The organism is Candidatus Cloacimonadota bacterium (assembly GCA_012516855.1).
GTDB lineage: Bacteria > Cloacimonadota > Cloacimonadia > Cloacimonadales > Cloacimonadaceae > Syntrophosphaera.
On sequence record JAAYWB010000109.1, the window covers coordinates 1 to 2247 of the forward strand.

The 2247-nt window shown below is 66.8% G+C and carries 2 protein-coding genes; both read left to right on the forward strand.

Going from position 1 to position 2247, the window contains the following annotated elements:
• Positions 1–117: 117 nt before the first annotated feature.
• Positions 118–540, forward strand: a complete 423-nt coding sequence (locus tag GX466_09080) for a hypothetical protein (GenBank protein ID NLH94348.1) — start codon at positions 118–120, stop codon at positions 538–540.
• A 185-nt stretch (positions 541–725) separates the two neighbouring features.
• Positions 726–2138 (forward strand): peptidoglycan DD-metalloendopeptidase family protein, encoded by a 1413-nt coding sequence (locus GX466_09085; GenBank protein NLH94349.1) that lies wholly within the window; start codon positions 726–728, stop codon positions 2136–2138.
• Positions 2139–2247 lie beyond the last annotated feature (109 nt).

Below are 2247 nucleotides of genomic sequence, written 5' to 3' on the forward strand. Positions count from 1 at the left end.
CCCCAAACCGCTCCCCCAGCCCCATTCGCCCCCGCGGCCGCCCCGCTGCCGGAATGGGCCGAAGACCTGCGCCCGCCCGCTCGTGTTCAGCCAGGCCCGTTCCCCGCTCCAGCCGCGATGGAGGAGCAGCGGAAACGGGGCGCGCAGCCCGGCAATACCAACGCCCTCAAGTACGGCTTCTATTCCCGCCGCCTCCCTTCGCGTGAACTGGACGGTCTCGAAGACACCGCTGTTTCTTCCCTCAAAGACGAGATCGATGTGATGCGCGTCTTTTCCCGTAAGGTCGCCGAGCTCGGCGCGGATGTGGACGACCTCGACGAAGCCACCACTCTCCTCCGCGTGCTCTCCCTCGCCACCTCGTCCATCAACCGCCTCGTCCGCACCCACACGCGCATCCCCGACCCCGATCTCGACCCCGCCCTGCTCCTGCGCACCGCCCTCCTCGAACTCGAAGAAGAATGGCCCGAGCTCAAGGCTTTTGGCGATAAATACCGCAACAAACCCCGGGTCGAGCCCCTCCCGCCGGAAGAGACCTTGTAAACCGGCAGAACAGGGTTCGCTTGCTTCTCAGCCCGCCCCGGCCGATGCCATCCGCGCCCCCCGCCTGAAGCGAAGGCGCCTCGCCACTGGGAGGATTCGTTTTGATTCGTTTTTTTAAAACGAATGCCCGCGGGGATTCTTTTGAATTTGGAAAAACCGGCTTTTCTCCATTACAATAGACCCTGATGACCCGACCCCTGCGCGCCGCCCTGGCGCTGACCCTCGCCCTCACCCTGGCTTTCGCCGTGCCGCTCACTGGCGCGCCCGCCTCCTCGGCGCGCGCCCAGTACAACGGCGCCTATTACACCGTCCAGGAGGGCGACACCCTCACCGAGGTGGCCTTCTACTTCCGCGTTTCGCTCAACGAGCTCATCGCCCTCAACCCCATGCCAGACCCCAACAACCTGCCGCCCGGCAAGGTGCTGCTCATCCCCGGCTTTGAAGACCTGCAGGGTGAGCTCAAGCGCGTCAGCGTGCCCGCCGGCGAGAACGCGCGCACGCTCCAGCGCCTTTACCGCCTGCCGCCCGCGCTCTTTCAGCGGCTCAACTTCGTCACCGCGCCCGATGCGCTGATCACCGGGCACCCGTTCTTCTACCTCGAAGCAGCGGCTCGCGAGCAGACCCGCCTGCAGCTGGTGAGCGGGCTCACCCCGCTGGAACTGGCGGCTTACGGTGCTGCCAGCTCCTGGCTGGCCGGGCTGTACAATGACCTGCCCGCCCCCTGGCGCCTGCTCGCCAACGACACCCTCTTTTTGCCCGGCGCGCAGCGCGGCAGCCTCAATGCCCTGCTGCCGCTGGTCACCGATCTCGCCCTCGACCAGCTCGCCCAGGGCAAAACCTCGGTCTTCCGCGCCAGCCCCTCGCCGCAGACGGCGCTTTCAGGCGAACTGCTGGGCTTCCCGCTGCGCTTCTTCGCCAACGCCTCGGGCGGCGGCTTCACCGCGCTGCAGGGCGTGCCGCGCCTCACAGAGCCGGGGGTCACCCGTTTCACCATTCGCGCCGCGGCCCCTGATGGGCGCGTATTCACCCTGCAGCAGCAGGCTTACCTGCAGCCCAAAAACTACGGCTACGACGCCCCGCTGGAGGTGATGGACAGCGTGGTCGACCCCGCCATCACCGAGCCCGAGTTCGCCTTCGTCACCGAGCTCACCTCTCCCGCCCCGCCCGAAAAGCTGTGGCAGGGGCGCTTCGCCTTCCCCTCGAGCACACCCGACTTCATCACCTCCTGGTATGGCCGACTGCGCTCCTACAACGGCAGCGATTTCACCTATTTCCACTCCGGCATGGATTTCGGCGGGGGAGAATCCTCGCCCATCCTGGCCCCCGCGTCGGGCGTGGTGGTGTACACCGGCGCGCTGGATGTGCGCGGGAACGCCACCATCATCTCGCATGGCTGGGGCGTGTACACGGGCTACTGGCACCAGTCGCGCATCGAAGTAAAGGTCGGCGACGTAGTGCAAACCGGGCAAACCATCGGCCTGATGGGCGCGACCGGGCGCGTCACCGGCCCGCACCTGCACTTCTCTGTCTTCGTCGGCAGCGTGGAGGTGCACCCCGAAGATTGGCTCAATGGGCAATACGCCTGGGTGGGAGGGTAGCATGCTCAACCCCGATTGCGCGTATTGCGGGCGGCACAACCCCGAAGGCATCGAGCGCTGCCAGGCTTGCGGCGCGCCGCTGGCTTTCGCGGCGGCCCCCGAAACGCGC

Excerpts from the sequence above, each read along its gene's own strand:
- GX466_09080 (NLH94348.1), top strand. The coding sequence starts at position 118 with ATGGAGGAGCAGCGGAAACGGGGCGCGCAGCCCGGCAATACCAACGCC.
- GX466_09085 (NLH94349.1), top strand. The coding sequence starts at position 726 with ATGACCCGACCCCTGCGCGCCGCCCTGGCGCTGACCCTCGCCCTCACC.